The organism is Paenibacillus senegalimassiliensis, from assembly GCF_001486585.1.
Taxonomy (GTDB): Bacteria; Bacillota; Bacilli; order Paenibacillales; family Paenibacillaceae; genus Fontibacillus; species Fontibacillus senegalimassiliensis.
Genome location: NZ_LN909044.1, coordinates 481,472 through 506,919, shown reverse-complemented (window position 1 = coordinate 506,919; position 25,448 = coordinate 481,472). Strand labels below are relative to the sequence as shown.

The 25,448-nt window shown below is 50.8% G+C and carries 19 protein-coding genes and 1 pseudogene; 14 read left to right on the top strand and 6 right to left on the bottom strand.

What is annotated here, in order from left to right; translation table 11 throughout:
- Positions 1 to 210 precede the first annotated feature (210 nt).
- The 7 genes and pseudogenes from BN3279_RS08145 to BN3279_RS08115 all read left to right on the top strand — a co-directional run bounded on the left by BN3279_RS08145 (position 211) and on the right by BN3279_RS08115 (position 9,357).
- Entirely contained in the window at positions 211 to 1,620 is a 1,410-nt protein-coding gene (locus BN3279_RS08145; RefSeq protein ID WP_059050128.1) for a cytochrome ubiquinol oxidase subunit I, read from the top strand.
- Entirely contained in the window at positions 1,607 to 2,623 is a 1,017-nt protein-coding gene (cydB, locus tag BN3279_RS08140) for a cytochrome d ubiquinol oxidase subunit II (RefSeq protein WP_059050127.1), read from the top strand. The genes BN3279_RS08145 and cydB overlap by 14 nt, the downstream gene beginning before the upstream one ends.
- Positions 2,623 to 4,359 carry a thiol reductant ABC exporter subunit CydD gene (gene cydD, locus BN3279_RS08135; protein ID WP_059050126.1) on the top strand — a complete coding sequence of 579 codons (1,737 nt, stop codon included), beginning with the start codon at positions 2,623 to 2,625 and terminating at the stop codon, positions 4,357 to 4,359. The genes cydB and cydD overlap by 1 nt, the downstream gene beginning before the upstream one ends.
- Positions 4,356 to 6,127: pseudogene (gene cydC, locus BN3279_RS23970) on the top strand (thiol reductant ABC exporter subunit CydC). Before cydD ends, cydC begins: the two are co-directional and overlap by 4 nt.
- 292 nt (positions 6,128 to 6,419) lie before the next feature.
- Entirely contained in the window at positions 6,420 to 7,331 is a 912-nt protein-coding gene (locus BN3279_RS08125) for a glutamate biosynthesis transcriptional regulator GltC (protein WP_059050125.1), read from the top strand.
- A 398-nt stretch (positions 7,332 to 7,729) separates the two neighbouring features.
- Positions 7,730 to 8,164, top strand: coding sequence for a DUF1641 domain-containing protein (locus tag BN3279_RS08120; protein ID WP_059050124.1), 435 nt, complete (start codon positions 7,730 to 7,732; stop codon positions 8,162 to 8,164).
- Positions 8,165 to 8,178: 14 nt separating this feature from the next.
- Positions 8,179 to 9,357, top strand: a complete 1,179-nt coding sequence (locus tag BN3279_RS08115; RefSeq protein ID WP_059050123.1) for an NAD(P)/FAD-dependent oxidoreductase — start codon at positions 8,179 to 8,181, stop codon at positions 9,355 to 9,357.
- 83 nt (positions 9,358 to 9,440) lie between these two features.
- Here BN3279_RS08115 and gdhA read toward each other — a convergent pair whose 3' ends face one another.
- Both gdhA and BN3279_RS08105 read right to left on the bottom strand, forming a co-directional pair.
- The gene (gene gdhA / locus BN3279_RS08110) at positions 9,441 to 10,817 is read right to left on the bottom strand and encodes an NADP-specific glutamate dehydrogenase (protein ID WP_059050122.1); all 1,377 of its coding nucleotides are present in this window, start codon (positions 10,815 to 10,817) and stop codon (positions 9,441 to 9,443) included.
- Between the two features lie 254 nt (positions 10,818 to 11,071).
- Positions 11,072 to 11,722, bottom strand: coding sequence for a nitroreductase family protein (locus tag BN3279_RS08105; RefSeq protein ID WP_059050489.1), 651 nt, complete (start codon positions 11,720 to 11,722; stop codon positions 11,072 to 11,074).
- 480 nt (positions 11,723 to 12,202) lie between these two features.
- On the opposite strand from BN3279_RS08105, the gene BN3279_RS08100 reads away from it, so the two are divergent.
- Positions 12,203 to 13,180 carry a Gfo/Idh/MocA family protein gene (locus BN3279_RS08100; protein ID WP_059050121.1) on the top strand — a complete coding sequence of 326 codons (978 nt, stop codon included), beginning with the start codon at positions 12,203 to 12,205 and terminating at the stop codon, positions 13,178 to 13,180.
- Between the two features lie 80 nt (positions 13,181 to 13,260).
- On the opposite strand, the gene BN3279_RS08095 is transcribed toward BN3279_RS08100, so the two are convergent.
- The 4 genes from BN3279_RS08095 to BN3279_RS08080 all read right to left on the bottom strand — a co-directional run bounded on the left by BN3279_RS08095 (position 13,261) and on the right by BN3279_RS08080 (position 17,313).
- Positions 13,261 to 14,679 (bottom strand): copper amine oxidase N-terminal domain-containing protein, encoded by a 1,419-nt coding sequence (locus BN3279_RS08095; protein ID WP_059050120.1) that lies wholly within the window; start codon positions 14,677 to 14,679, stop codon positions 13,261 to 13,263.
- Between the two features lie 41 nt (positions 14,680 to 14,720).
- On the bottom strand, positions 14,721 to 16,109 hold the full coding sequence (locus BN3279_RS08090; RefSeq protein WP_059050119.1) for an MBOAT family O-acyltransferase: 1,389 nt from the start codon (positions 16,107 to 16,109) through the stop codon (positions 14,721 to 14,723).
- Between the two features lie 152 nt (positions 16,110 to 16,261).
- Entirely contained in the window at positions 16,262 to 16,945 is a 684-nt protein-coding gene (locus BN3279_RS08085) for a CidB/LrgB family autolysis modulator (RefSeq protein ID WP_082672982.1), read from the bottom strand.
- Entirely contained in the window at positions 16,942 to 17,313 is a 372-nt protein-coding gene (locus tag BN3279_RS08080) for a CidA/LrgA family protein (RefSeq protein WP_059050487.1), read from the bottom strand. The genes BN3279_RS08085 and BN3279_RS08080 overlap by 4 nt, the downstream gene beginning before the upstream one ends.
- Before the next feature lie 329 nt (positions 17,314 to 17,642).
- Here BN3279_RS08080 and cidR point away from each other — a divergent pair, with 329 nt between their 5' ends.
- From cidR to BN3279_RS08050, 6 genes are all read left to right on the top strand, one after another.
- On the top strand, positions 17,643 to 18,542 hold the full coding sequence (gene cidR, locus BN3279_RS08075; protein ID WP_082672981.1) for a cidABC operon transcriptional activator CidR: 900 nt from the start codon (positions 17,643 to 17,645) through the stop codon (positions 18,540 to 18,542).
- Positions 18,543 to 18,683: 141 nt separating this feature from the next.
- Positions 18,684 to 20,099: a branched-chain amino acid transporter BcaP gene (locus BN3279_RS08070; RefSeq protein ID WP_059050118.1), complete on the top strand. Its 1,416-nt coding sequence runs from the start codon at positions 18,684 to 18,686 to the stop codon at positions 20,097 to 20,099.
- Positions 20,100 to 20,240: 141 nt separating this feature from the next.
- On the top strand, positions 20,241 to 21,017 hold the full coding sequence (gene pdaA / locus BN3279_RS08065) for a delta-lactam-biosynthetic de-N-acetylase (RefSeq protein ID WP_089153441.1): 777 nt from the start codon (positions 20,241 to 20,243) through the stop codon (positions 21,015 to 21,017).
- A gap of 199 nt (positions 21,018 to 21,216) precedes the next feature.
- Positions 21,217 to 21,693, top strand: coding sequence for a MarR family winged helix-turn-helix transcriptional regulator (locus BN3279_RS08060; RefSeq protein WP_059050117.1), 477 nt, complete (start codon positions 21,217 to 21,219; stop codon positions 21,691 to 21,693).
- Positions 21,694 to 21,713: 20 nt separating this feature from the next.
- Entirely contained in the window at positions 21,714 to 23,447 is a 1,734-nt protein-coding gene (locus BN3279_RS08055; RefSeq protein WP_059050116.1) for an ABC transporter ATP-binding protein, read from the top strand.
- Positions 23,444 to 25,345 carry an ABC transporter ATP-binding protein gene (locus BN3279_RS08050; protein ID WP_059050115.1) on the top strand — a complete coding sequence of 634 codons (1,902 nt, stop codon included), beginning with the start codon at positions 23,444 to 23,446 and terminating at the stop codon, positions 25,343 to 25,345. Before BN3279_RS08055 ends, BN3279_RS08050 begins: the two co-directional genes overlap by 4 nt.
- Positions 25,346 to 25,448 lie beyond the last annotated feature (103 nt).

Sequence of the window (25,448 nt, the reverse complement as noted above, 5' to 3'; positions counted from 1 at the left end):
AGCCTATGAAGACAGGCTTATTCACAATAATGTCATATGTAAAAGCAGTCTAAAAAACGCTGGAATGGCGCGGTGTTTGCGCACTGTCAATCAGGTGTGACATTTGTCATGTGATTTCTGTCACAAAATTATTGCAATTTTTGCGTTCGTTTTTATTGACTGGTGATAGAATTCACATTAGATAATAATTATTAGAAAGTAGGGAAAGAAATGCTTGATCCAGTTATGCTTGCACGCCTTCAGTTTGCAGTCACCACGATTTTTCATTTCTTCTTCGTTCCCTTGTCTATCGGTCTGGTGCTCCTGATCGCGATTATGGAAACGATGTATGTGGTGAAAGGGAAAGAACAATACAAACGGATGGCCAAGTTCTGGGGGAAACTGTTCCTTATCAATTTTGCGGTAGGGGTCGTGACGGGGATTCTTCAGGAGTTCCAGTTTGGGATGAACTGGTCGGATTACTCCAGATTCGTAGGAGATGTGTTCGGTGCACCACTTGCAGTAGAAGCGCTGTTCGCCTTCTTCATGGAATCGACGTTTATCGGATTATGGATTTTTGGTTGGGACCGCTTGTCCAAGAAGGTCCATTTGCTGTGCATTTGGTTGGTAGCTCTGGGAACGACGGTATCCGCGTTCTGGATTCTGGCAGCTAACTCCTTCATGCAGCGTCCGGTCGGATTTGAGATCAATAATGGACGCGCGGAGATGAATGATTTCTTCGCCTTGCTGGGCAACGGACAGCTATGGGTGGAATTCCCGCATACCGTGCTGGGAGCCTTCGCTACCGGAGCATTCCTGATTGCCGGCGTCAGTGCCTATAAGCTGATAAAGCGCCAGGATGCCGATTTCTTTAAGAAATCATTTAACATCGCTATTATCGTAGCGCTTATCTCATCGTTTGCCACTGCGCTATTCGGGCATCAGCAAGCACAATATCTTGTTGAGACGCAGCCGATGAAGATGGCTGCTACTGAAGGGCTATGGGGGGAGTCGGGAGATCCGGCACCATGGACGATTTACGCTCATATCGATTCGGATGGCGGGAAGAATGATTTTGAAATCAAGATTCCTTATTTGTTAAGCTTCTTGTCCTACAGCAAGTTCACGGGTGAGGTCAAGGGCATGAACGAATTGCAGGCTCTATATGAAGAAACTTATGGTCCTGGAGATTATATTCCTCCCGTACGGACGACCTTCTGGAGCTTCCGCATTATGGTCGCAGCCGGTAGCTTGATGATCGTGCTTGGCATGTACGGAACGTATCTGGCTTGGCGCAAGAAGCTGGACCGGCCCAACAAATGGTTCTACCGCATCATGTTGTGGTCCATCTCGTTGCCGTTCATCGCTAATACCTCGGGTTGGATTATGACGGAGATCGGGCGTCAGCCGTGGACGGTCTTTGGGCTGATGCAGACGAAGGATAGTATTTCGCCAGCGGTTACAGGGGGGCAAATTCTGTTCTCGCTCATTGCCTTTACAGCCATCTATGCTGTGCTGGGCACAGTAATGACTTACTTGTTCGTCAAGGTCATTAAGAAAGGGCCAAATGACGAGGAAGGTGACGGCTCCGAAACTTCGGAAGACCCGTTCGGTAAGGAGGGTTATCATGTTGTCTCTTAATGAGCTATGGTTTGTGTTGGTGGCTGTGTTGTTTGTCGGTTTCTTCTTTCTGGAGGGTTTTGACTTCGGAATTGGAATGAGCACGCGTTTCCTGGCCAAAAATGACATGGAGCGCCGGGTACTCATCAATTCCATCGGACCGTTCTGGGATGCCAACGAAGTGTGGCTGATCACCGCAGGCGGAGCGATGTTCGCCGCCTTCCCGAACTGGTATGCTACGATGTTCAGCGGTTATTACACGCCGCTTGTCGTGCTGTTGCTCGCTCTGATCGCAAGGGGTGTAGCCTTTGAATTTCGGGGTAAGGTTGGTAATCAGAAGTGGAAGACCACCTGGGATGCCGCGATCTTCTTCGGCAGTCTGCTGCCGCCATTCTTGCTTGGCGTGGTGTTCTCCGGGATGCTCAAGGGCTTGCCGATCGGTGAGGATATGGAAATGAGAGCCGGCTTGTTCGATATGGTTAACCTGTATACCGTGGCTGGAGGCATTACCGTAGTTATGTTGTGCATTGTGCATGGCTTGCTGTTCGCCTCCTTGCGCACGACGGGCAGCTTGCAGCAACGGGCCAATAAATTGGCGGGCAAGCTGTTGATACCACTGGCTGTGGTCCTTGTTCTCTTCGGGACGCTAACATTTTTTGAGACCGATGTATTTAAAATTCGTGGCGTTTTGCTAAGTGTTGTGGCTATACTGGGGGTAGTGGCTTTTCTGCTGGCAGGTTACTTCATTGCTAAGCAGCGGGACGGCTGGGCCTTCGGGATGACGGGAACACTGATTGCGCTCTCGATCTCGGCGGTATTTATCGGGTTGTTCCCGCGTGTGATGGTCAGCTCGATTAGCGAAGCCTTCTCCCTAACGATTCACAATGCCGCGTCCGGCCAGTATTCGTTGAAGGTCATGACCATTGTGGCCTTGAGCCTGCTGCCGTTCGTGCTCGGATATCAGATCTGGAGTTACTTCGTATTTCACAAACGTGTACATGAGAAGGAGCATTTGGAATATTAATGGGCCGTGGTTTAATGAAACTTCAAGGCATCAAGCCGGTCATGGTGATCATGGCCTTGCTGACTCTGATTCAAAGTGTTGCCATTATCGGGCAGGCTAAATGGCTGGCGGAGATCATCTCCGCCCTGTTTGCCGGAGCCAAGCTGCAGGAACAAGCCGGCGGGGCCGGTTTGTTCCTGCTTGCTTTTATCGTTAGACAATTATGCGGAATGATGCAGCAGAAGACGGCGTATTCCTTTGCCGAGCGGACGGGGCGTGACCTGCGCAAGCAGGTGCTGGACAAGCTGTTTGAGCTGGGCCCACGCTTTGCGGGGAAGGAAGGTACAGGGAATCTGGTTACGCTGGTATTGGAGGGCGTCACCAAGTATCGTAATTATCTGGAGCTGTTCCTGCCACGAATGCTGGCAACCGGCATGACACCGGTATTGGTGCTGGCTTATGTGACAATGCTGGATGTGGCTTCCGGGATTATTCTATTGATTACGATGCCCATTCTGATCGTGTTCATGATTCTGGTGGGGCTGGCCGCCCGTAAGCAGACGGAACGTCAGTTGAAATCGTATCGTACTTTGTCCAATCATTTTGTAGATTCGTTGCGAGGGTTGGAGACGCTTAAATTCCTGGGTCGCAGTAAGGCTCATGAGGCTTCCATTGCGAAGGTGAGCGAATCGTACCGATCGGCAACGATGCGTACGCTCCGAGTGGCCTTTCTCTCCTCCTTTGCGCTGGATTTCTTCACGATGCTGTCTGTCGCTTCCGTGGCGGTCAGCTTGGGGCTGCGTCTGGTGAATGGAGAAATGGTATTGCTTCCTGCATTAACTGTGCTGATTCTGGCACCGGAATATTTCTTGCCGGTTCGCATGGTTGGTGCGGATTTCCATGCGACCTTGGACGGGAAGGAAGCGGGAGAAGCGATGAACGCGATTGTGGCGGCCGGGGTGGAGGAAGCGGGTCGTGCCTCGGCTGTGCCCCTGGAAGCCGTTACCGAGTGGACGAACGAGAGTGAGCTTCGTTTGCGGGGGATAGGCGTGACTCATGAAGAAGGCGGCAAGCCTTCTTTGGAGGAAGTTGAGCTTGCTTTTGCCGGAATAGGGAAGATGGGTATCATCGGGGAGAGTGGAGCAGGCAAGTCGACCCTGATCGATGTTCTCGGCGGCTTCTTGCGTCCTAGCTCCGGTGAGTTTGAGCTGAACGGGGTGCCGCTTGGCGATTTGACCTCGACTGCTTGGCGGCAGCAAATCACCTATATTCCGCAGAGTCCTTATATTTTCAGTCATACGCTGGCGGAAAATATTCGCTTCAACGCCCCAGACGCTTCTCGGGCGGAGGTGGAGCGCGCGGCAGTTGCGGCTGGGCTGGGAGGACTGGTGGACAGTCTGCCCAAGGGGCTCGATGAGCCAATCGGTGGCGGAGGCCGTTCCCTGAGTGGGGGGCAGGAGCAACGTGTGGCTTTGGCCCGTGCGCTGCTAAGCCGCAGACCGATAATTTTGCTCGATGAGCCAACCGCTCATTTGGACATTGAAACAGAATATGAATTGAAGAGCGAGATGTTGCCTTTATTTGAAGGGAAGCTGGTCATCCTTGCTACGCACCGGCTCCACTGGATGCGGCAGATGGACCAAATTGTAGTGATGGAGCAGGGGCGTGTGGCAGAGACGGGCACCCATGAGGAACTGATGGCCCGGCGTGGAGCTTATTATGCGATGGTCACAGCGCAGCAGGAGGAGATTATATGAACCGGCAATCCTGGATTCGCCCCTATTTTCGCATCTACAGCGGGCGTTTTGCCCTCTATTTGCTGCTGGGTACGCTGACGCTGCTCGCAGCCGCCATGTTGATGTTTACCTCCGGGTATCTAATTTCCAAATCTGCGCTACAACCTTATAATATCTTGCTTGTCTACGTGCCAATTGTAGGGGTGCGGACCTTTGGGATCGGCCGTGCGGTCATTCACTATGTCGAACGGTTGGTTGGGCATGATACGGTGCTGAGAATTTTGGCCCGGATGCGGGTACGCTTGTACCGTGTGCTGGAGCCACAGGCCTTGTTCTTGCGCTCACGCTATCGGACCGGAGATATTCTGGGTGCACTGGCTGATGATATTGAGCAATTGCAAAATGTATATATTCGTACCGTATTCCCAAGCGTAGTAGCGCTTATTCTATATGCGGCTGTCGTAGTCGCCATGGGCGTATTCGATGTTACGTTTGCTCTGTTACTGGCGGGCTATTTGTTCGTATTGGTCTTTGTGCTTCCTTATTTCTCATTATGGCTGACACGTCGGTTAAATGAGGAAGTGAAGCGGGAGCGCAATGGACTGTATCAGACATTGACTGACGCTGTCATGGGCATCGGTGATTGGATGATCAGTGGACGCTCTGCGGAGTTCCTTGCCGCCTATGAGCAGGATGAGGCAACGGTGGCCCGCAAAGACCGCCGTCTGCGGGCCTGGGCGCGCTGGCGCAGCTTGATAGGCCAGCTTGTCGTGGCCCTTATCGCGGTGTCGATGGTGTATTGGGCGGGCGGTCAAGCGCTGGAAGGGCATATGGACGTCACGCTGATCGCTGCGTTCGTGCTGACCGTCTTCCCGCTGGCAGACGCCTTCCTGCCTGTCTCCGAGGCGGTGGAGCGCACGCCGCAATACCGCGTGTCGCTGGAACGCCTTGCGCGCATCGCGGGCGGTGGCGATGCGGCTGCTGCGGGCGAAGGCGCAGCAGGAGAAGCGGGAGGCAGGGTCCTGGCGGCGAGCCAGCGCACTCGCCCGCGCCAAGCGCAGCTACGCTGCGCCTGGACGGCGTACGCTTCGCTTACGCCGAGCAAGACGCCGCCTCGGTAGACGGCGTGTCGCTGGACATCCCGCAAGGCAAGCGGGTGGCGGTGATCGGGCGCAGCGGCGCCGGCAAGTCGACGCTGCTGAAGCTGATCCAGGGGGCGCTTGCCCCAACTGCCGGGACGGTGACGATCAATGGCCTATCCGCGTCCGCCTGGGGCGACCGGATGCCGGAGGTCATCTCCGTCCTCAACCAAAGCCCCCACCTGTTCGACACGACGGTGGCGAACAATATCCGTCTTAGCCGGGCCGAGGCCACGGACGAGGAAGTGCTGCAAGCTGCGGAAGCCGCGCAGCTTGGCCCGTTAATCGCTTCTCTGCCGAAGGGCCTGGATACGCCTATGCGCGAGACGGGACAACGCTTCTCCGGCGGAGAGCGGCAGCGTGTAGCTCTGGCTCGCGTGCTGCTTCAGAATACGCCGGTGCTGATTCTTGACGAGCCGACGGTCGGGCTTGACCCCCGTACCGAGCGGGAGCTGTTGTCGACGGTCTTCCGTACGACGCAAGGCAAGTCGCTGATCTGGGTGACACATCATCTGGTGGGTGCAGAGCAGATGGATGAAGTGATCTTTATGGAGCATGGCCAAATCGTCATGCGTGGCACTCACGTCGAGCTGTTAGAGAAGGAGCCAAGATATCGTAATCTCTACCAGTTGGATCGTCCGGAAGGCTAGGGTGCTTGTGCAAAACGGGCGAATGGCTTAGCTCGATACTTAATGATTTACTTATCTTAAAAAGGCGGTGCAGGAAGGAAACCCTGCACCGCCTTTTTGGTGTACTCATTTCCGCCAAGAAAAGGGAAATCGCTTTCTTGGCTTCCGTTTCCCGGATGAAGTCGATATAATGGTATTTAAACTATTTACATGCAATGTAAAGTTGTTTAGAATCCGAACCGACTTGGAATAATCCAGGAAGAGTTATGGTCAGACGATAGATTAGTAAAATGAGCATGCGGGGGTGAAGGAAATGGAGCTACGGCAAATTCAATATTTTATTGAAACGGCCAAGCTGGAGCACGTTACGGAGGCATCGTATGCGCTGCATGTATCGCAGTCGGCGGTGAGCAGGCAAATCTTCAAGCTGGAATCCGAGCTTGGCGTAGACTTGTTCGTCCATGAAGGCCGCAAGGTGAAGCTGACACCGGTAGGTCGGCAGTTCCTGGGGCATATGGAACAGCTCATGAAGCTCATTGAGCATGCGCGTCAGGAGATCGATGAATATCTTGACCCGGAGCGCGGGACCGTGCGAATCGGGTTCCCAAGCAGTTTGGCAGCCAATATGGTGCCTTCCGTCGTGTCGGCCTTTCGTCGCCTTCATCCGCAGGTGCATTTTCAATTACAGCATGGGTCATATCGGGAATTGCTTGATGGGGTAATTGGCGGCGAGATCAACTTGGCGATGATGGGTCCGGTTCCAAAGAAGGAGCTGCAGGTGAAGAGTGAGGTGCTCTTCCGGGAGAAGTTCAAGGCGCTCCTGCCCGCAGGGCATCGCCTGGCTGGTCGAGCCTCCATCAAGCTTAGCGACCTGAAGGACGATGGCTTTGTATTGTTTCCTCAGGGGTTTATTTTACGGGAGATCGTCGTGGAGGCGTGCGAGCAAGAAGGCTTCCAGCCGAAGGTATCCTTTGAGGGAGATGATCTGGACGCCATTAAAGGGCTGGTCTCCGCTGACTTGGGGTTAACGTTGCTGCCGGAGATTGCGCTTGGAGAGCATATTCCTTCCTCTATCGTATCCTTGCCAATGCAAGAGCCGGAGGTCATTCGCGACGTCGGGGTCATCATTCCGATCAACCGGGAGTTATCGCCTACCGAAAAGCTATTTTACGAATTCCTAAAGCTGGTATCGCCGCAAGAACTGGGTCTTAATGCATACAAATAATATAAAAATAACTAGGCGCCGTGAAAAATATCACTTTCACGGTTCTTTTTTATTGATTTTATGTTACAATTTTAAGCGTATTGTTACGTGTTTAGATGTGCAATTTTTCACTAGCTTGCCACATTTTAGGATATATCGTAAGTATATAAGCTGAACTAAAGACTAGGTAAAACAAGCAAGCGAGAAAAATGATTCTGAAGAAGTGGAGCGTTCGCCTTTGGGAATGGATTTCTACTTCATCTGAATTCGTTATATCAAGAAATCCATGAGGGGCAGCGATCGGTAAGAACATTTTCTCGTCTGCTTCTTAGCCTAAGTCAGAAGTTCAGCTTATATAGAAACATCTGATTCACGATTTGGCCAGCTAGTCCCTACACTATGTTAAAGGAGAATGGGATATGTCAGAAACGATTACAGAATCCAAGATCGAGCCGAGTGTAACCGCTACCGGCCAGCAGGAGCTATTGGAACAGCTCTTGAAGCCAGAGGTGCAGCAGTCGCTGAATACACTGGTAGAACAGCTTCCCAAGATTAATGAGATGCTGGGCGCATTGACCCAAACCTATGACTTTGCTAAATCGGTAGCCACCGATGAAGTACTGAAGAATGATATTGTTGGCGGTTTTTCCGAAGTGGCTGGACCGGCTGTAGGCAAGGTGAAGCAAGTTGCGGCGAATGTCATCGAGGCGAAAGACCGTGCGGAAGCCAGTCAAGAGACGATCGGCCTGTTCGGGCTGATGAAGATGCTCAAGGACCCGCAAGCTCAGAAGCTATTTCGCTTTATGAATGCCTATCTGCAAGTGTCCGGTGAACGGGACAGCCAACAAAAATAACGGGGGATACGACGATGTCAAAACATATTCTGATTTTGGGTGCTGGTTACGGCGGAGTGCTTAGCGCTTTGTCCGTTCGCAAATATATGGATAAGTCGCAAGCGCGGGTAACGGTGGTGAACCAATATCCGACGCATCAGATTATTACCGAGCTTCACCGTCTGGCCGCAGGCAGTGTGTCTGAACGTGCGGTGGCGTTGCCGCTGGAGAAGTTGTTCAAGGGCAAGGATATTGATTTGCGGATCGCCAAGGTAGAGAGCTTCTCTGTCGATAATAAGGAGGTTAAGCTGTCCGATGGTACCTTGTTATCCTATGACGCTTTAGTGGTTGGTCTGGGCAGTACCACAGCATATTTCGGTATTCCAGGTCTGGAGCAATACAGCATGGTGCTGAAATCCGCGGAGGATGCCGGGAAAATTCATAAGCATATTGAAGCACGAATTCGCGAATATGCGGTGTCCGGCAATGAGGCCGATGCTACCATTCTGATCGGTGGCGGCGGATTGACCGGTGTGGAGTTAGTCGGAGAAATTGCCGACAAACTGCCGGAATTGACGAAGAAATACGGCGTTCCACGCGAAGCGATCAAGCTGTTGCTTGTGGAAGCAGGGCCGAAAATTCTGCCAGTGCTGCCGGATGTACTGATTCAGCGGGCAACGGCCAGCCTGGAGAAGCGTGGGGTTACGTTCCTGACCGGGTTGCCTGTAACGAACGTAGAAGGCAACGCTATCGATCTGAAGGATGGGCAGAAAGTAATCGCCAATACTTTTGTCTGGACGGGCGGCGTGCAAGGCCATCCATTGGTAGGACAATCGGGATTGGAAGTTAATCGCGGCCGTGCTTCGGTCAACGACCAATTGCAATCCATATCCCATCCTGACGTATTCGTCGCAGGGGATAGCGCTGTGTATATGGGGCCAGACGGTCGTCCCTATCCACCAACAGCCCAAATTGCTTGGCAAATGGGCGAACTAATCGGATATAATTTGTTCGCTCAGCTTGAAGGTAAATCGCTGGAAGATTTCCATCCGGTGAACTCGGGCACACTGGCGAGCCTGGGCCGTAAAGATGCCGTGGCAACCGTCGGAGCGAACAACACGCAATTGCGCGGGTTGCCAGCTACGCTGATGAAGGAAGCAAGCAACATTCGCTACTTGTCCCATATCCACGCGCTCGACGCATTGGCATATTAAGTTGATGTATTTAAAGGGCCATCCTCCTGTAGAATTCATCTACTTGGAGGATGGCCCTTATTTCAATCAGAAGGCTATATCAACTATACGATACCGTGTGCCAGCATGGCATTGGCAACCTTCAGGAAGCCAGCGATATTGGAGCCGACTACGAGATTACCTACATGACCGTACTCTTCTGCCGCGTTAACACTGTTACGGTAAATATTTTTCATAATATCCTTCAGCTTGTCATCAACTTCCTCAAAGGTCCAGGAGAGTCTTGCACTGTTCTGGGACATTTCCAGAGCGGAGACGGCTACGCCTCCGGCATTGGCGGCTTTGGCAGGTCCAAAGTATACATCGTTCTTCAAGTACACTTCGATCGCTTCCAAGGACGAAGGCATGTTTGCGCCCTCGGCTACGTATTTCACTCCACCAGCTACAAGCTGCTTGGCTGAGGCTTCATCGATTTCGTTTTGCGTAGCACAAGGCAAGGCGATGTCACAAGGAATGCTCCAGATGCTGCGGCAGCCTTCCACATACTCGGCGGCTGGATGCTCATTGACATAATCCTTGATCCGTTTTCTTTCTACTTCTTTCAGACGTTTAACCGTATCCAGGTTAATACCGTTAGGGTCATAGATATATCCGTTAGAATCACTGCAAGCTACGACCTTGGCACCAAATTGCTGTGCTTTTTCAATAGCATAAATCGACACATTGCCCGAACCCGAGACAACAACCGTTTTGCCTGCAAAGCTTTCGCCCCGGCTGGCCAGCATCTCTGCTGTAAAGTAGACCAGACCGTAGCCGGTAGCTTCTGTGCGGGTCAGACTGCCGCCGTAAGGCAAGCCCTTGCCTGTCAGTACGCCCGTTTCATTGCCATAAAGGCGTTTGTATTGTCCGAACATGTAGCCAATTTCCCGCGCGCCAACGCCAATATCCCCCGCAGGAACGTCGGTGTCGGGACCGATGTATTTGGATAACTCGGTCATGAAGCTTTGAGTAAAGCGCATGACTTCCAGATCGGATTTACCTTTAGGGTCAAAGTCCGATCCGCCTTTACCGCCGCCAATCGGCAGGCCGGTCAGCGAGTTCTTGAAGATTTGCTCGAAGCCGAGGAACTTGATAATACTTGCATTCACGGACGGGTGGAAACGAAGGCCCCCTTTGTAGGGTCCGATCGCGCTGCTGAATTGGACGCGGAAGCCGCGATTGACTTGCACCTTGCCTTGATCATCGACCCATGGCACACGGAACGTAATTAATCTTTCCGGTTCAACGATCCGTTCCAGGATGCCTTGTTCTTGAAATTTCGGATGCTTCGCGAACACAGGAACCAGCGAATCCAGAATCTCCTTAACGGCTTGATGGAATTCATGCTCCCCCGGATTTCTTTGCTGTACCGCTTGATACACTTGCTCTACATAATGGCGTGCGCTGTCCAAATTCACTTCGCGCTGCTGCGTAATCGTCATGCCAAGCTCCACCTTTCTCTGTCCATAATGAAGATGAGTACGTTCACCTTTTCACGATAATTATGACCTTTATTGTAATATCGATGTAAGCTTTAAACAAAGCTAAATTGAGATCAAGTTGATGATCTAGTGAGATGAACTATGTAAAAGTGCGTAAAAAAACACCTCCAAAGCGGCCCCATATCGTAAAGTATGGCGGCTTGCGCTTGAAGGTGTTGAATCAATGCATGACTGATTGGGTACGCGTGAAAAGTTTACTTATTGAAGGAATTCCAATAGGTTATGTCATCTACGGAAAGGCGTGGCGATGGATGCGCCGGCTTGGCGGCCTTGCCGAGTGCGATTAATATCGTTGGCTTCAAAGTCTCGGGAATTTCAAAGACTTCGGCAAATAGCTCGGGATTATATCCGCCCATAGGCACGGTATCGTATCCTCTGGATTTAGCCAGCAGCATGAGCTGCATAGAGACGAGTCCCGCGTCAAACAGATTGATTTGATGTAGTCGCTCAGGCCCGATATCGCCATAATTTTTCTGTATCCGTTCAAGGTTGGTCTTCTTGATCTCCTCCGTCATTACGCCAAGCTTCACGGTTTGACTATAAATAGTATCTGCTTGTTCAAATGAACGAAGATCACTCAAAACCGCGATGATTGCCGCAGAATTCACCACTTGCTGCTGGTTATTCGTGATGGGCAGCAGCTTCTGCTTGAGGTCGGGCTCATCGATAATCAGGAAGCGCCATGGTTGCAGGTTGGAGGAAGAAGGCGCAGAGGTGGCAAGCTCTATAAGCTCCCGCAGCTCCTCACGCGAAATTTTTACCGAGGGGTCATAGACACGTACAGCATGGCGATCTTGGAGTACAGTATGGAAGTCATTTAAATTGGGCTGATCTGTAGAATTCATATGGGTTCCACCCTTCTTTATATCTTGATCTACGAGGTTATCCAACATTCAGTATAAATCCTAACGGTGGTTACAGCAAACGGGCATACGAGTGGGAAATCCTCCTGCTAATTTGCCCAAATCGGCTGATTTTCGAGGTTTAGCTGGAAAATCTCCCTATAAATCCGCGGATTAAACTCATTTCGGGCCATTAGAGCCGCATTATATGGAGGAATTCCAGTTAATTGCTTGGAATGGTAATACCCCAAAGTTTTAGCTGGAGGATTTCCTGCTAATGATCCACAACCCCACAAACCTAAACTCCGGCTCCCGAATTTCCCCTAAACCAAGCAATTTTCAGCAAACTTGAACACACATTCTACTTTTTCACTCTCCGCTGCGTCAGTAATCAGGTTTAAGCAATAGAGGCTTGAGCTTCTGAGGAAGAACCGTTATCTTAAGGAGGTAAGAAAACGCAGTCATGAACAAGGAGGATGGCATATGGCACTACATATCGGAATTATTGGCACGGGCTGGTTCAGCAAGGTGCATGGAGATAACTTGGCCGCGATGGACGGGGTTCAGATCAAAGCCGTAGGTGGAACGAGTGCAGCCAAGGCGCAGGCCCTGGCAGATCGTTATCCGGGAGCCATCGGCTTTGGTAATTTGGCGGATATGCTGGATGCGCAGAAGCTGGATGCTGTCTACATCTGTGTTCCTCCTATGGCACATGGCGAGATCGAGGCTCAATTGATCGAACGGGGCATTCCCTTCTTTGTTGAGAAGCCACTGGCTACGGATCTGGACACGCCTTTGAGCATCTTGAATAAGTTGCAGCAAAAACCTTTAATCCATGCGGTAGGCTATCATTTGCGCTACAGGGAATCCATTCGCAAGATGAAGGAGACTTTGGAGGGGCGAACTATCGGCATGGCGCTGGGGACCTGGATGGGGGATATGCCTCAAGTAGCCTGGTGGAGAGATTTGCAAGGTTCGGGTGGTCAGTTCGTAGAGCAGACCACACATATCGTCGATCTGCTGCGCTATACGGCAGGAGAGATTGAGGAAGTTTACGCCGCCTTTGGCAGCCGGTTGATGCATGAGGTGCATGACAACGTTACGGTTCCCGATGTGGGAACGGTGACGATGAAGCTGAAGAATGGAGCGGTAGCAACGGTATCCAATACTTGCATCTTGCCGGGCGGAGTGCACGAGGTGGGACTGCATTTGTATACGGATATGGGTATTCTCGACTGGAAGTCGCAGCAACTGGAAGTTACGGCTCCGGACCAGAAAACGACGTATCATATGCAGGACGATCCTTATGTAGCGGAGACGGAGGCCTTCATCCATGCTTTGCGTACCGGAGATACGTCCAGAATTCTGTCGGATTACGCCGATGCTGTAGAGACGCAGCGCGTTACTTGTGCGGCATTAGAGTCAGCTTCTACAGGCCAGCCGGTGCGACTGAATCCATAACAAGATTTTATGCAAAAAAACATGGCTACAATCATACAAGGCTCCTTTCCACTACGGAAAAGGAGCCTTGTTCGTGCTGTTCAGTCCAGCGTAATATTGTAGGTTACAAGATAAGCATCCTGTTCTGAATGATCTACTTCCACGTTCCCCTCAAGCAGATGGATAATTTGAATTAATGGGCCGGTTAACCGGTCATTATAGATTTTGGCCGGAGCTTCCAGCTCCGTTTCCTGACCGTTCACGGTGGCGATGGATGCATCTACCGCGATAGAGACTTTCTGATCGCCATGGGCCAGATCTACCGTCTTCTCCTCGACATTATAGTTAAAGTCAATTCCGGCCGCCAAGGCGAAATCCTTCAGCGGTACTTGTACCTGATCGCCTGTGGAGGGAGGAAGTTCTTCAAAGGCAATCTGCTTGCCATTCACATTGACGGCAACGGAGAATACAGCCCCTTCCTCGTTAATGACCAGGCTCTGAATTTGCTCCTCCAGCAAGTGATTATTCACATCCACATTTTCCGCAGTCACCACATGCGTACCCGCGGCAATCTCCTCCACAATTTGGCGGTTAATAGCTGCGGAATGGTGCGACAAATCCTTAAACTCATCCAGATTGTAGGTGATGGAGCTATCGCTCTGGAAGTCATGAATTTGTACGTTACTGTAAGCGCTGAGGCGCTCAAACATATATGTCTTCATCTCAAGTTGATTGGCGAACCGCTGCGGGTTGAGATCGTACCACATTTGCTGACGCAATATGGAGTAAGGCGGGTAATAGAGCATAAATTGAATGTCCGGATGGGCTTCAATCAGGCTGATTGTATTTTCCTCAAAATTTTGTTTGACCGTATCGAGGGGTGGTTCGCTTGCAGCATCAAGCTGTTCAGCCGAACGGGCCTCAACCCATTTAGCGAACACCTTATCCGGGCCGTAGGTTGCCTTGACATCCCAATTGTTCAGCATATCTAGGTTCCGTAGCTCGGTTAAGCTGTTCTTCGGAAGCAGCCATGCCGCAAACGCATGCTTGACGTCAGAAATATTAAAAAGATATTTATAATCATTCCAGATATTATTGTCATACAAATAGAACGGAAAGTTGGCTTCATCCCTTACGGTATTGGTACGGAAGGAGAAGTAATCAATCCCCCATAGCACCTTCTGGACCTGACCGGTACCGATAGCGACATCGGCGATCATCCGTTGCTCCTTGGCGGTTGAGCCCTCCATCGAGAGCTTGATGACGTCGCCCTCCAGGATGCTTCCAACCTCTGAAGGAACAAAATTCTCTGTCATGGAGCTGCCCAGGATCAGGGTATCATAAGTATAATTCTTGGCCAGGCCCGGATTCTGGTAACGCTGCTGCTTGGTGAACAACGGAGTATAGGACGCTTTCCGGTAGAGCTGTAGCGGGTCTACCGTGAAGACGAGTGTTCCGACCAGAGCAGCAAATAGCAGAACGAAGGCCATAAACCAGGCGACAAAGCGAATGTTCTTCAAGGCGTAATCTCCTTTTTAGCAGTGTGTGATAAGGGCGTGCCCTAGAAAGTGAAATATAAGAATTCACTCACCTGATTAAAGTACAGGAGCGAGAACACGAACAGTCCGGCAATAATAGCAGCATATTTTACGGTAGGCTTGAACCTGGCGGTCCACTCCATGGAATTATGAACGAACAGAGCGACAGCCGCGGCTGCGGCAATAAGCAGCACTTGACTAGCCAAATCCAGGGAAAAGTGAAGCCCATCAAAGCTGAACATTCCGCGAAATACCTTCAGGGCATCATCCCATGTCTTAGCCCGGAAGAATACCCAGGTAGCATTAATGAACAGGAAGGTAATCAGCCAGCCGCACCAGCGCGGCAAGGCGATGCCTGTTCGCTGCCATAATCGCTGCGATACCTGGGCTACTCCGTGCAATAATCCCCATATGATAAAGGTCCAGCCTGCGCCATGCCAGAAGCCTCCAATCAGGAAGGTAGCAATCAAATTGAAGTAAGTACGGTAGGTCCCTTTACGATTGCCACCAAGAGGAATGTAGATGTAATCCTTGAGGAAGCGGCTTAACGTCATATGCCAGCGGCTCCAGAAATCCTGAATACTGACAGCCTTATAGGGAGAGTTAAAGTTGATAGGCAGCTTGATGTTGAACAATAGTGCGATCCCTATTGCCATGTCCGAATATCCGCTAAAGTCGAAATAGAGCTGGAAGGTATAGGCGAGCGACGTCGTCCAGGCTTCGATGAAGCCAAGCCCGGAAGAGACATCAAAGCCCTGAGTAGCAATCGGGGCCAGCGTATCCGCAATCACAACCTTCTTGAACAGGCCGATGCAGAAGACAAATAAGCCGCGAGCCACGTTCCCTGGGATGATGTGTTTACTGCGGACGCGGTCAAACTGCGGCATCATTTCTTTGTGGTGCAGAATGGGGCCGGCGATTAAGTGAGGGTAGAATGTTACGAACAGCACATAGCTGACGATGCTATATTCCTTGGCATTGCCGCGATAAGCGTCAACCAGATAGGCGATTTGGGTGAAGGTAAAGAAGCTGATTCCGAGGGGCAGTGCCAGCTCCAGCAACCGGATATGTGAATCGAACAATGAGTTAACGTTGGTAATGAAGAAATCGGCGTATTTATAATAGCCCAGAAGCAGCAAGTTCCCCGTAATTCCGACAGTCAGCAGCGCCTTCCGCAGCCGGATTGGCTTCGCGGCGGCATGGCTGATCGTTCGTCCCATCACATAGTTGAAGGCGATGGAGGCCAGAATCAGCGGTAGCGACTTGATGCTCCAATAACTGTAGAAGAATAAAGAAGCTACAGCCAGCCAGAGCTTGCCGACCAGAGGAGGGCAGAATCGATTGAGTAGAAAATACACAATAAAAGAGACAGGCCAAAAAATGAAGATAAATTCATAGGAATTAAATAACAAGGATGAGAAGCTCCCCTCTTGTCTCAGTAATTGTAACGAAGTAATCATATAACAGTTACATAAACCGGACAATGACTTTTAAAAAAAGAGACCCCAACGCAAGGCGGGGGCCGAAGAGAAATCATCTATTTAAATTTAGGAGAAACCTGGAGTTAGAAATGCAACAACGATATCATCAGAGGTGCTACACCAAGCGTAAACAAAGCAGCCAGAATCATGGAGATACTGGAGATAGTGCCGGTGAGTGAGCTCAATTCGAAGGCGATGGAGGTACCGGTGCCATGGGCACTGGTGCCGAACAGAACGCCACGTGCTACCTCTCCTTCAATACGGAACAGCTTCATTACCCAAGGTCCCAGCATGGCGCCAAGAAGTCCGGTCAAGATAACGAAGACCGCTGTAATATTGGGCACGCCACCGATAACCTGCGATACGCTCATGGCAATTGGCGTCGTTACGGAGCGGGGAATCAGGCTGGTAATCAGTTCACTATCCAGATGCATCCATTCTGCCAGTAAGGCGGATGAGAACATGGCGACCATCGATCCGCTCAACACACTAATGAAAATTTCCACAGCATGTTTCTTCAATACGTTGTAGTATTTATAAAGCGGTATGGCAAAGGCAATAGTAGCGGGCTGGAGCATATTGCTCAGCCATTTGCCCCCGGAATGATAGGTTTCATAAGGAATCTTAGCCCACAGCAGGACGACCACGAGTACGACAGGGGTCACCAGCAGGGGGGAGAAGTATATTCTCGTCCGGACTTTATATAAACGGGTGGACAAGCGGTAAACGACCAATGTAAAGATAAGGCATAAGAGACCGATAATCATGAGGTATGACGCTCCTTTCGTTTCCCGATGCGGGAGGCGATAAGCCCGGAGCTGACCATCACGATGACGGTGCTAGAGACCACAACGACCAAAATCCGCAGGCCCTCGCTTTCGAGCAAGGGAATATATTGCATCACGCCGACAGCGGAGGGGATGAAGAAGAGCAACAATTCGGCTAGTAGCCAGTTAGCACCTTTCTCGATCCACGACAGCTTGACGACCTTCGTCTTCAAGAGGAGGAATAATACGGCAATCCCCAGAATCGAACCGGGAATCGGTAAATGGAGAAGCTCCGCTATAGCGTTCATGGCAATGGAGACAAAGAACAGGATGCTGACTTGCAGGATGATGTTGCCAATCGTTTTCATTCGATGCATGGGAGCAACTCCTTTCTGTTTATGGTTGGTAATGAAATCTTACACCGATTGTTTTCATGAGTAAAATGAATATACTGAATGATTAGCATTCCATTTGGTTATGGATACATAATACGTATATAGTGTGTGTTCAAAAAGTCGGGTTTTCAGGACCAAGAAGGTTGGATGAAGCTAGGGACTGAGTAGCGGAGCGTAGACAGATCTACGTGAGCAACGGAAGGCCCGGCTGAATTCAAGATTCGATGTCGAATTTACTCCTCGAACTGCTTCGTTCTGGAAAGACGACTTTTTGAACAACCTCTACAAAGGAGTGCAAGGCTGTGGATATTCGGCAAATGCAATATCTGATTGAAGTGGCTCGGCTAGGAAGCTTTACGAAGGCCGCCCAAGCTTTGTATATCACTCAGCCAACCATTAGCAAGACGGTGAAGGCGATGGAAGAAGAACTGGGCGTGGTGCTGTTTGATCGGGTCGGCAAGAAGATCGAGCTGACGGACGCAGGACAGATTATCGTCTCGCAGGCTCAGCAGATCGTCACCTCCTTCCAGAATCTGATGGCAGAACTTGATGATTTGCGAAATATGAAAAAGGGACATATCCGCATTGGACTACCTCCTATGGTAGGCTCCAGCTTTTTTCCTAAGGTTATCGGGGAATTTCACCAGCGCTATCCCGAAATTACGATTCAATTGTTTGAAGATGGGGCGAAAAAGGTAGAGCAGGGGGTGGCCAGCGGAGCTCTTGATGTTGGCGTGGCCGTACTGCCTACCGTAGAGGAAGAACTAAGCTACTTCCCGTTTGTGGAGGAGAAGTTGAATCTGGTGGTACATCCTACTCACCCTTTGGCGGAGCAGGCCAGTGCAGATTTGGCCGAGTTAGCGCAGGATGGGTTTGTGCTGTTTCGCGAGGATTTTACATTGCATGACCGAATTATTAGTGAATGTGCCAAGGCCGGATTTCAGCCCCACGTTATTTATGAAAGTTCACAATGGGATTTAATCAGTGAAATGGTGGCGGTAGGGCTTGGCATTACCCTGCTGCCTGAGACGATTTGCCGCGAAATTGATGACGACAATGTACGAATTATTCCGCTCGTCAAGCCAGTCATCCCGTGGAAGCTGGGCATTGTATGGCGCGATGATCGTTATCTTTCCTTCGCTACGAGGGAATGGATTCGCTTTGCCAGAGAAGTTTTGCTGCCCCGGGATGAGGAGAACTAAGCAGTTGTGACTGGGTGTGTCTGGCAGTTCTGTTTGAATATTGACATACAAAATGTGAGTTGGTTACTTGTACAATTCAGGAAGGGTGCCTATAATTAGCGAAATGACTTGCTAAAATTGACATTAGGGGACAGATATTTCATGAGCTTCTTACGAAAAAAATCGATTGCCTCCATGCTTATGGAGAAGCAGTCGGCCGGTTCCGGCGGCTTGAAGAAGGAACTGGGCGTGTTTGACCTCACCATGCTGGGAGTAGGCTGCGTGGTGGGTACGGGGATATTCGTACTGACGGGCGTCGCCGCGGCGCAGCATGCCGGTCCGGGTCTTATCCTATCCTTTGCCTTGGCGGGAATTGTCTGTGCATTCTGCGCCTTGTGTTATGCCGAATTTGCTTCCATGGTACCGGTCTCAGGGAGTGCCTATACCTACAGCTACGCAACCTTCGGTGAATTGATTGCCTGGATTCTCGGCTGGGATCTTATTCTGGAGTATGGCTTTGCCGCCTCTATGGTGGCGAGCGGGTGGTCCGGTTATTTCCAGGGATTGATAGCGGGCTTTGGCTTTACGATACCTCCGACGATCAGCAGCGCGTTTGACCCGGCCAACGGGACATATGTCGACCTTCCGGCTATTCTGATCGTGCTGACGTTAACCTTCATCGTCTCCCGGGGCTCCAAGGAGTCGTCCCGGTTGAACTCGATTATGGTTATCGTCAAGATTGCCGTTATCATTCTGTTCATTGTTGTAGGCGCATTTTACGTGAAGCCAGGCAACTGGCAGCCGTTTATGCCGTTTGGCTTCAGCGGGGTGGTGACGGGGGCAGCGACGGCCTTCCTGTCTTATATTGGTTTTGATGCGGTGGCGACAGCCGCCGAAGAAGTGAAGAACCCGCAGAAGGATTTACCCCGCGGTATTCTTTGGTCGCTGGTCATCTGCTCCATTCTCTATGTGCTGGTGACGGCTGTATTGACCGGGATTGTGCCTTATCAATTGCTGGATGTGAAGAATCCGGTTGCTTTCGCCTTGCAGTATATCAATCAAACCTGGGTAGCAGGCTTCATCTCACTCGGGGCAATTGTAGGGATTACTACCGTACTCTTCGTGCTCTTGTTCGGACAAACTCGGCTGTTGTATGCCATCGGCCGTGACGGCCTGTTGCCTAAGCGGCTGGCCAAGCTGAATGCCAAGACCGGAGCCCCGTCGAGCAGCACCTGGGTGACGGGAATCGTGGTTGCGATCTTTGCAGGCTTGATTCCACTGAACAAGCTGGCTGATCTGGTCAGCATCGGGACGTTGTTCGCCTTCATTTCCGTTTCACTAGGTGTCGTTATCCTGCGTCGCACGCGGCCAGACTTGAAGCGTTCCTTCAAGGTGCCATTGGTGCCGTGGATTCCACTGCTCGCCGTGGTAACCTGTGGTTACTTGCTAATCAGTCTTCCGGGTATTACCTGGATTGCCTTCCTGATCTGGATGGCCATTGGACTGGCTATCTATTTCAGCTATGGTTATAAGCATAGCGGACTGTCGGGAGAATCCAGTCGCAAGGCTGGAAAATAAATGTGTATAAGTTGAATTAAGCAAAATCCTCTACCTGCCTTCGAGACCTGGTTCCCGGCGGCGTGGCAGGGGATTTTTCTGCATATTTCTGTCCTCTCCTGCAAATAGTATGGGCGATATTATGTGAAGGGAGCGCCAACTTTGAAACTTGCTTTGATCTGCTCGTTGTTGGCCGGTTTGCTGGTTGGCCAGGGAGCTCCGGCTTCAGCCCTGGCTGATGTTGCTCACCATTTCGGATTCAAGAAGAGTGTCGAGGGACGGATGCCCTCCATTAACGAGGAAGGATTCAAGGATATCATTGACAAGAACGGAGCTATCTTTCTTGGTGATACAACACGCAAGGAGCTCTTTCTTACCTTTGATAACGGCTATGAGAACGGGTATACTGCGCCTATTCTGGATACCTTGAAGGCCAAGAAGGTGCCAGCCATCTTCTTCGTGACGGGTCATTATGTCAAGACACAGCCTGAGCTGCTGAAGCGGATGAGGGCGGAAGGCCATCTGATTGGGAACCATTCGTGGAGTCACCCAGACATGACCACCATCTCGGATGAACAAATTCGGGAGGAATTGGAGAAAGTGAAGAGCGCTGCTGCCCAGGTTACGGGACAAACGGAGATGATCTATCTTCGTCCGCCACGGGGGATTTTCAGTGAGCGTACGTTGCAAGTCACTCGGGAGCTCGGATACATTAATGTTTTCTGGTCGGCTGCGTACAAGGATTGGGACGTTAACGCCCAGAAGGGGGCCGATTATGCCTACCAGAAGGTAGTATCCCAGCTCCATCCTGGGGCTGTTCTACTGTTACATGCTATATCGAAGGACAACGCAGAGGCCTTGGGCGCTATTATCGACGAAGCACACCGGCAGGGGTACGAGTTCAAGAGTCTGGATGCACTCGGACAGCCGCATTTATAAAGAGCACTATAAGAATACGAAGTCGTGGGAGACCGCAGTCGTCAGGTTTTTTCCTGTGAACTGCGGTTTCTTTATGTCGATAATTGTCCAAATTTTGACGGCGCTTGATTTTGCCTATCTCACCCTCTTATAATTAGGGATGCGAAATAATAGCATAGCTAATTATTAAACAATGAAAATAAAAAAGGGGGTTTGCCACTTGTTTATCGGTGAGAATCCACAAGCACATAGATTGCTTAAGGCGTTCCACCGCTTCCGGAAGCTGGATATGAGGCAGATGATGTCGCCATCGGTGAAATATAAGCCCAGTGAAGTTCGGCTCTTATTCGTAATTGCCCATGGCTTGGAGATGGATGAGCGCGGTGTGAAGGTGTCAGAGCTAAGTGCGATGTTAGAGGTGGCTCCACCCACAGTGACGCCACTGATTCGCAGCCTGGAGGAACATGGACTGGTGCTGCGACGCAACGATGAGGAAGATCGGCGGGCGGTAAGAGTCCTGTTATCCGACCAGGGTCGGGCCGTACTCCACGAGACGGCCAAGAAGCGATCCGAGGAGCTTATGGGTCTCGTTGAATATTTGGGGGCAGAGAAGAGTACCCAGCTTAGCGAGCTGTTGGAGCAAGTCTATACGTATATGGAAATACAAGTGAATGGCAATCAAGCAGACAAAGACTAGAACATGTGGAGTGATGGGAAATGATTAAACTTTTCCGTAATTTGAAACCCTACCGCTGGGTGGTAGCGGCCGTACTGGTGTTGGTCTTCTTCCAGACCTTATCCGAACTCTATTTACCAACACTGATGGCCGATATCGTTGACAAGGGGGTAGTGACTGGAGATACGCCTTATATCTGGCGTGTTGGCGGCTTGATGCTGCTTGTGGCGTTAGGTGGCATGATCTGTTCCGTAGCGGCGAGCTTCTACTCATCCAAGGCAGCCACCGGCTTCGGGAAGTTACTGCGGGGCAAAGTCTTCAAGCACGCGTCCAACTTCTCCTTGGAGGAGTTCGACAAGATTGGCACTGCGTCGTTAATTACACGCACTACCAATGATATTAATCAGGTCCAGCAGGTGCTCATTATGATGCTGCGGATGATGGTTATGGCACCGATGATGTGTCTGGGCGGCATTCTGATGGCTGTGTCCAAGGACGCTACACTGTCCTTAATTCTTGTAGTCATCTTGCCAGTACTGGCCTTGACAATCTGGCTCATCGCCAGAAAAGGTCTGCCGTTATTCAAAGCGATCCAGAAGAAGATAGACAAGTTGAATCTGGTCATGCGCGAAAGCTTGACCGGCATTCGGGTCATTCGTTCGTTTAACCGTACTGATTATGAGAGCAAGCGCTTTGACGAAGCCAACCTGGACTTGACCGATACCTCGATCAAGGTCAATAAAATCATGGCGTTCATGATGCCGGTGATGATGCTGGTTATGAACTTATCTTCCGTAGCCATTATTTGGTACGGAGGGTTACGTATTGATGCGGGCCATATGCAGGTAGGGGATTTGATGGCTTTCCTGCAATATGCGATGCAAATCATGTTCTCCCTCGTGATGGTATCCATGATGTTCGTTATGATTCCACGGGCCGCAGCTTCGGCTGTGCGGATTAATGAGGTATTGGACATGGAGCCGATCATCAAGGACACGGTTACTGGGAAGAATCCAACCCAGGCAGGGCAACGTGGTCTGGTGGAGTTCGACAATGTGTCCTTCAGCTATCCGGGTGCTGAGCAGCCTGCCATACAGAATATCTCGTTCACCGCTAAGCCGGGGCAAGTGACGGCGATCATTGGTGGTACGGGTTCCGGTAAATCAACGCTGATCAGCTTGATACCCCGGTTCTATGATGTGCAGGAAGGAAGCGTTCGTGTAGGTGGTGTGGACATTCGTGATCTGACGCAGGAGGAACTGCGGAGCAAAATCGGCTTTGTACCACAGAAGGCGGTGTTGTTCTCCGGAACCATAAGCGAAAATATCCGATATGGCAAGGAGGACGCCAGCGACGAGGAAGTACGCCATGCTGCACAAACTGCCCAGGCCAGCGAATTTATTGGCAATATGGAGGAAGGCTTTAATTCGTTGATTGCTCAAGGCGGGACCAACGTATCGGGCGGTCAGAAGCAGCGTTTGTCCATTGCTCGGGCGCTGGTGCGTCCTGCGGAAATTTACATCTTCGACGATAGCTTCTCAGCACTTGACTTCAAGACTGATGCCAAGCTGCGCGCGGCGTTGAAGCAGGAGACCCAAGAGTCCACGGTAATGATTGTGGCTCAGCGGGTGAGCACGGTGCTGGATGCCGATCAAATTATTGTTATGAACGAAAGTCAAATCGTAGGCATCGGCAACCACACCGAGCTGATGGAGACCTGTGAGGTTTATCAGGAAATCGTCCGTTCGCAGCTTTCAGAGGAGGAGATCGCATGAGCCAGGAACAAAAACAAAGAAAACGCGGATTTGGTGGACCTGGCGGCAGACACGGTGGTCCGGGCGGCCCTGGAGGACCAGGCATGGCAATGCCGGTAGAGAAGGCCAAGGACTTCAAGGGCACATTGAAGCGGTTGATTCAGTATTTGAAGCCGCATCGGTTCTATTTATTCGCCGTCATGGTGATGGCTATCTTAAGCACAATATTCAGCATTCTTAGCCCGAAGGTCATGGGGAAGGCGACAACCAAGCTGTTCGAAGGCATTGTGGCTAAGTTCCAGGGAGTTCCGGGAGCGGAGATTGATTTTCAATATATTTGGCAGATTATTATGGTTCTGATTGGACTTTACGTGCTTAGTGCTCTCTTTGGTTATATCCAGCAGTATCTGATGGCCGGTGTGGCCCAGAAGACGGTATACGATTTGCGGCGGGACGTGAACACGAAATTAAACAAGCTGCCGCTCAAATATTTTGATGCTCGGACCCATGGGGATATCTTGAGCCGGGTCACGAATGATGTGGATAATATCAGCACCACGCTTCAGCAGAGTTTAACCCAGTTGATTACGTCGATTCTGACGATTATCGGGGTTATCGTGATGATGCTGTCAATCAGCCCACTGTTGACCTTGATTGCAGTATTGACTTTGCCAATTAGTATTATTGCCATTACCTCTATTGCCAAGCGTTCACAGAAGCAGTTCGTTCGTCAGCAGAAAGAGCTGGGGCAACTGAACGGTCATGTAGAGGAAATGTATACAGGACATAAAATTGTGAAGGCCTTCGGCCGTGAAGGGAAGTCGCTGGAGCAATTCGATGAAATCAATGAACGGCTGTATGAATCGGGTTGGAAAGCGCAGTTTATCTCCGGGGTAATCATGCCTATCATGAGCTTTATCGGTAACATCGGTTACGTGTTAATCTCCGTGGTTGGCGGTATCCTGGTGACCAAGCGTTCGATTGAGATCGGGGATGTGCAGGCCTTTATCCAATATGCCCGTCAATTCACGATGCCGATTACGCAAACGGCGAACATTGCCAACATTATTCAATCTACCGTCGCTTCGGCGGAACGTATATTCGAGATTCTGGACGAAGAGGAAGAGGTTCCTGAAGCAGCCAAGCCTGCTGTGCTGAAGCAGCCTCAAGGCAATGTGATCTTCGATCACGTGCGGTTTGGGTATGACAGCGAGAAGCCGCTCATTGAAGACATGAATATCAACGTCCATCAGGGACAGACCATTGCTATCGTAGGTCCAACAGGAGCGGGGAAAACGACGCTAATCAATCTGCTCATGCGCTTCTATGAGCTTAACGCAGGCTCCATTACCGTAGATGGTGTGAGTATCGCGCAGATGAGACGCGGAGATTTGCGCAGCCTGTTCGGCATGGTGTTGCAGGATACTTGGCTGTTTAATGGCACGATTCGCGATAATATCGCCTATGGCCGTGAAGGAGCTACCGAAGAAGAAGTTGTCAGTGCGGCAAGAACGGCGTATGCGGACCACTTTATCCGCACCTTGCCGGGCGGCTACAACACGGTGCTGAATGAGGAAGCCTCCAATATCTCGCAAGGGCAAAAGCAGTTGTTAACCATTGCCCGCGCCATCTTGGCTGATCCGGCCATCCTCATTCTGGATGAAGCAACCAGTAGCGTAGACACGCGGACCGAGTTGCATATCCAGCAAGCGATGAATGAACTGATGAAGGGCAGAACCAGCTTTGTGATTGCGCACCGCTTGTCAACGATCAAGGATGCCGATCTTATTCTGGTGATGAATCATGGCTCGGTCATTGAACAAGGTACGCATGAGGAATTGCTGGAGCTGGGCGGCTTCTACGCCGACCTGTACAACAGCCAATTCACCCATGGTGAATTTGAACCCGAGGCAGGTTAAGTTACAGACCGACTGTTGCTGGCCGGACACTGCTGGCCTGATATAACTCCATGGCGGCGAAAAGGAATGGCTTGTAGCATAGCAAATGAGATGGAACTACAGG

Coding starts and splice junctions, on each gene's coding strand:
- cydB (WP_059050127.1), top strand. CDS start 1,607: ATGTTGTCTCTTAATGAGCTATGGTTTGTGTTGGTGGCTGTGTTGTTT.
- BN3279_RS08100 (WP_059050121.1), top strand. CDS start 12,203: ATGGCACTACATATCGGAATTATTGGCACGGGCTGGTTCAGCAAGGTG.
- BN3279_RS08125 (WP_059050125.1), top strand. CDS start 6,420: ATGGAGCTACGGCAAATTCAATATTTTATTGAAACGGCCAAGCTGGAG.
- BN3279_RS08145 (WP_059050128.1), top strand. CDS start 211: ATGCTTGATCCAGTTATGCTTGCACGCCTTCAGTTTGCAGTCACCACG.
- BN3279_RS08050 (WP_059050115.1), top strand. CDS start 23,444: ATGAGCCAGGAACAAAAACAAAGAAAACGCGGATTTGGTGGACCTGGC.
- BN3279_RS08085 (WP_082672982.1), bottom strand. CDS start 16,945: ATGATTATCGGTCTCTTATGCCTTATCTTTACATTGGTCGTTTACCGC.
- BN3279_RS08055 (WP_059050116.1), top strand. CDS start 21,714: ATGATTAAACTTTTCCGTAATTTGAAACCCTACCGCTGGGTGGTAGCG.
- BN3279_RS08080 (WP_059050487.1), bottom strand. CDS start 17,313: ATGAAAACGATTGGCAACATCATCCTGCAAGTCAGCATCCTGTTCTTT.
- gdhA (WP_059050122.1), bottom strand. CDS start 10,817: ATGACGATTACGCAGCAGCGCGAAGTGAATTTGGACAGCGCACGCCAT.
- BN3279_RS08070 (WP_059050118.1), top strand. CDS start 18,684: ATGAGCTTCTTACGAAAAAAATCGATTGCCTCCATGCTTATGGAGAAG.
- BN3279_RS08105 (WP_059050489.1), bottom strand. CDS start 11,722: ATGAATTCTACAGATCAGCCCAATTTAAATGACTTCCATACTGTACTC.
- BN3279_RS08120 (WP_059050124.1), top strand. CDS start 7,730: ATGTCAGAAACGATTACAGAATCCAAGATCGAGCCGAGTGTAACCGCT.
- BN3279_RS08115 (WP_059050123.1), top strand. CDS start 8,179: ATGTCAAAACATATTCTGATTTTGGGTGCTGGTTACGGCGGAGTGCTT.
- cydD (WP_059050126.1), top strand. CDS start 2,623: ATGGGCCGTGGTTTAATGAAACTTCAAGGCATCAAGCCGGTCATGGTG.